Raw genomic sequence first — 4,171 nt, 5'->3', positions numbered from 1 at the left:
AACCCGCTCCACCCCCCCCCCCCCCCCGCGCCCCCCCCCCACGCCCACACCCCCCCCAACCCCCACCCCCCCCGGGCGCCCCCCCCCCCCGAAACCGCACGAGCACAGCGGCCCCGGCGAAACCGAGTGGACTGTACCGCCACCCCGAGATTCAGCGTGCCGTCCGATAGCTCGACTGTTGGCAGTCGGTCTCGCGTTAAGCGCGTAAGGGCTGGGAGGTGGTTGGGGAGTTAGCTCAAGCCGAGACGCCCCGTGCACGCAGGCCAGGCGCCCCAGCCCTGGCGGGCGCGGGTGACTTCGGCGATGGCGATCTGCTCTTCGCGGGTGGCCAGGTCGGCGCGAGGCGCGTACTTCAACCCACCCTGGCGTTCCCAGGTGCTCTGGTCGAACTGGATGCCGCCGTAGTACCCGTTGCCGGTGTTGATCGCCCAGTTACCGGTCGACTCACAGCGAGCCAGCGCGTCCCAGATCGCGCCGTCACGGACCGGCGGCACCTCGGTACCCGGCTTGGCGCCCTTGCGGATGGTCTTGGGCTGGGCCGGGGTGATGACATTGGAGTTGGTCTGCACGCGACCGGATTCGACGCCGTTGGTCATGGTGACCGCGAAGGTCGCCTCGTGCAGGCCGGGCACGCCCGGGTTCTCGACCACGGTGCGGCTCATGTTCATAGTGACGTCCTCGATCACCACCTCGGCGGGCTCGAGCGGCAGCGTCTCGGTGCGCTGCTCGATCCGCTGCCGGGTGACGGTGACCTGCATGTCGCCGGTCAGCGGGGTGCTCGCGGCGGGCTCGGCGAAGTCCTGTTCCTTCAGCGGAACGCCGGCCGCGGTGAGGAATTCGCCGACCGTCGGCGCGGCGAGCCGCACGTCGACCGGGGGTGCGCCACCGTCGAACAGCGTGATGGTGCGCGGGGTGTAGACGCTGAGCGCGGCACCGGCCAGCGGCAGCTTCTCGGTGCGGGTCGGCACCACGTGGGTGTCGGACGGGATCTGCATCTGGGCGAGCGCGTCGCCGGCGGTGATGCCGGTGGTCCACACCTTGCGCTCGGCGCCGTCGACGGTGATCGTGATCTCGCGACCGCGGTTGAGCGTGATGGTCGCGCCGTCACCGATCTTGGCGCCCGCCGCGGGGCTCACCTCGTCGTGCTCGGAGAGCTCGTAGCCCGCGTCGGCCAGGATGGCGCGCACATCGCGGGACATGGTGCTGTGCTCGATCCGCTCACCGTCGACGACCAGCGCGACCGTCTTGTGGTTCGTGATCGCCAGCGAGGCGCCGACCAGCAGAGTCAGCAGCAAAGCCGCCACCGCCGCGTACAGCAGCGGCGAGCGTGACGAGTTGATCCGCGCAAAAGCCGACATGGTTACAGAACGATAACGACAAGGTTTGCCCCAGACAACACCGATGCGCCCGATCAGCGGGATCGCAGATCACGATTCGATATAGACATCGCTGGTAGATAACAACCTGGGCACCCGAAAGTGAGCCGGATCACGTTTGCTGTCCAGCCCCCTACCGTCCAGACGAAATGGACTAGCGAATCCGGTACAGCCGTCGCGCGTTCGCGGTGGTGATCTCGGCCAGCTCCGCCGGGTCCTGCTCGCGGACTTCGGCCAGCGCGCGCACCGTGTACGGCAGGCAGTACGACTCGTTCGGCGCGCCGCGATACGGGTGCGGCGTCAGATAGGGCGCGTCGGTTTCGACCAGGATCTGATCGTCGGGCACCAACTGGGCCGCCTCGCGAAGTTCGTGCGCGTTCTTGAAACTCACCGTGCCGGAGAAGCTGAGCACATAGCCCTCCGCCACGCACGCCTCGGCCATGGTCGCGTCGGAGGAGAAGCAGTGGAAGATCACCGTGTCCGGCGCGCCCTCGTCGAGCAGCACCGTGAGCAGGTCGTGGTCGGCCTCACGGTTGTGGATCATCAGCGGCTTGCGGACGCGTTTGGCCAGGTCGATGTGCCAGCGGAAACCCTCGATCTGGGTCTCGATGTCGGCGCAGCCGTCGAGCTTGCCCGGCCAGTAGTAGTCGAGACCGGTCTCGCCGACCGCGACCACCCGCGGGTCGGTGGCCAGGCGTTCCAGCTCGTCCTTGGCCTTGTCGTCCAGTGCGTTGGCCCGCGTGGGATGCAGCGCGACGGCGGCGTAGACCCGCGGATCCCAGTTCGCCGCCTCGACCGCCCACTGCGCGGCGGCGAGATCGTCGGCGACCGTCACCACGTGCCCGACACCGGCCGCGGCGGCCCTGTCCAAGATCACCGCGGTCGACTCGGCATCGGTCGCACCGCAGGCATCGAGGTGGGTATGCGCATCGATCAGCGGCGCGAGCGGGGGCGGAACAGGCGGAGCCGGACGATTCGTGTTTGGCACGCGGATTACAGTAGTTCGCATCATGAGCGAGCGAAGCGAGCGATCAATGGGCACAGCCGCAGATGCGGTCAGGACTGAGCCGAGCGCCAGCGAGGCTCAGGCATGAGCGCACCTGAAGGCGCCGAGGCGCCCGCCTTCTACGTCACCACCGCCATCGCGTACCCGAACGGTGCGCCGCATATCGGGCACGCGTACGAGTACATCTCGACCGACGCGATCGCCCGGTTCAAGCGACTCGACGGTTATGACGTGTTCTTCATGACCGGCACTGACGAGCACGGTCAGAAGATGCAGCAGACCGCGGCCACCGAGGGCATCCCGGTGCAGGAGCTCGCGGCCCGCAACTCCGACGTCTTCGAGGCGATGGACAAGGCGCTCGACATCTCCTTCGACCGCTTCATCCGCACCACCGACGAGGACCACAAGGCCGCCAGCGTCGCCATCTGGGAGCGCATGCTCGCCAACGGCGACATCTACCTGGGCAATTACTCGGGCTGGTACTCGGTGCGCGACGAGGCCTTCTACACCGAGGAGGAGACCACCCTCCTCGACGACGGCACCCGTGTCTCGACCGAGACCCAGACCCCGGTCACCTGGACCGAGGAGTCGAACTACTTCTTCAAGCTCTCGGAGTACCAGGACAAGCTGCTGGCGCTGTACGAGGAGCGCCCCGAGTTCATCGCGCCCTCGACCCGGCGCAACGAGATCGTCAGCTACGTCAAGGCCGGGCTGAAGGATCTGTCGATCTCGCGCACCACCTTCGACTGGGGTGTCCCGGTGCCCGGTCACCCGGATCACGTCATGTACGTGTGGGTCGACGCGCTCACCAACTACCTGACGGGCGTCGGCTTTCCGAACACCGATTCCGCCGAGTTCCAGAAGTTCTGGCCGGCGAACTTGCACATCATCGGCAAGGACATCACCCGCTTCCACACGGTGTACTGGCCCGCGTTCCTGATGTCGGCGGGCATCGAGCTGCCGGGCCGCGTGTTCGTGCACGGGTTCCTGTACAACAAGGGCGAGAAGATGTCGAAGTCGACGGGCAATGTCGTCGACCCGCTCGCGCTGGTGTCCACCTACGGCCTTGACCAGGTGCGTTTCTTCCTGCTCCGCGAGATCTCCTACGGCCAGGACGGCAGCTACAGCAACGACGCCATCGCGGGCCGGATCAACAGCGACCTGGCCAACGAGTTCGGCAACCTGGTGCAGCGCAGCCTGACCATGGTCAACAAGAACTGCGACGCGAAGGCCCCCGCGCCCGGTGAGTTCACCGAGGACGACCGCGCCCTGCTCGACCGCGCCAACGGCCTGCTCGACCGCTGCCGCGCCGAATTCGACGCCCAGCAGATGCATCTGGCGCTGGAGGCCATCTGGCTGACCCTCGGCGAGACCAACCGCTACTTCTCCGCCAACGCGCCGTGGGCGCTGCGCAAGTCGGGCACCGAGGAAGACCTGGCCAGGATGGCCACGGTCCTCTACGTCACCCTCGAGGTGGTGCGCATCGTCGCGATCCTGGTGCAGCCGGTGATGCCGGGTTCGGCCGCCAAGATCCTGGACCTGCTCGCGCAGGAGGGACGCACCTTCGCCGATATCGCCACTCCCCTCGTCCCGGGTATCGACCTGCCCGCGCCGGAGCCGGTGTTCCCGCGCTACGTCGAACCCAAAGAGTAAGACGTGGTGGGGCCCCGCAACGAAACCGGGCCCCCCCCCCGCCGCCTGGTCAAGCCGGGGTCAACGATCTCGCGTGGGGGGCCCACCCCCCCAGCGCGACGGGGGCGTATCTGATAGCCGCCGCCCCCCGAGCCGG

Annotated in this window: 3 protein-coding genes; 1 reads left to right on the top strand and 2 read right to left on the bottom strand. The window is 67.8% G+C overall.

From position 1 onward, the window contains the following. Positions 1 to 230: 230 nt before the first annotated feature. Together ACFWPJ_RS21475 and ACFWPJ_RS21470 are read right to left on the bottom strand one after the other, a co-directional pair. Positions 231 to 1,358: a transglycosylase family protein gene (locus ACFWPJ_RS21475; protein ID WP_378853948.1), complete on the bottom strand. Its 1,128-nt coding sequence runs from the start codon at positions 1,356 to 1,358 to the stop codon at positions 231 to 233. Positions 1,359 to 1,530: 172 nt separating this feature from the next. Beyond that, positions 1,531 to 2,385 (bottom strand): TatD family hydrolase, encoded by an 855-nt coding sequence (locus ACFWPJ_RS21470; protein WP_378853946.1) that lies wholly within the window; start codon positions 2,383 to 2,385, stop codon positions 1,531 to 1,533. An 81-nt stretch (positions 2,386 to 2,466) separates the two neighbouring features. On the opposite strand from ACFWPJ_RS21470, the gene metG reads away from it, so the two are divergent. Then, on the top strand, positions 2,467 to 4,035 hold the full coding sequence (metG, locus tag ACFWPJ_RS21465; protein ID WP_378853944.1) for a methionine--tRNA ligase: 1,569 nt from the start codon (positions 2,467 to 2,469) through the stop codon (positions 4,033 to 4,035). The last annotated feature ends 136 nt before the right edge of the window (positions 4,036 to 4,171 follow it).

It is taken from the genome of Nocardia sp. NPDC058497 (assembly GCF_042720195.1).
Taxonomy (GTDB): domain Bacteria; phylum Actinomycetota; class Actinomycetes; order Mycobacteriales; family Mycobacteriaceae; genus Nocardia.
This window is presented reverse-complemented; position numbering and strand designations above follow the sequence as displayed.

Coding starts and splice junctions, on each gene's coding strand:
- metG (WP_378853944.1), top strand. CDS start 2,467: ATGAGCGCACCTGAAGGCGCCGAGGCGCCCGCCTTCTACGTCACCACC.
- ACFWPJ_RS21470 (WP_378853946.1), bottom strand. CDS start 2,385: ATGCGAACTACTGTAATCCGCGTGCCAAACACGAATCGTCCGGCTCCG.
- ACFWPJ_RS21475 (WP_378853948.1), bottom strand. CDS start 1,358: ATGTCGGCTTTTGCGCGGATCAACTCGTCACGCTCGCCGCTGCTGTAC.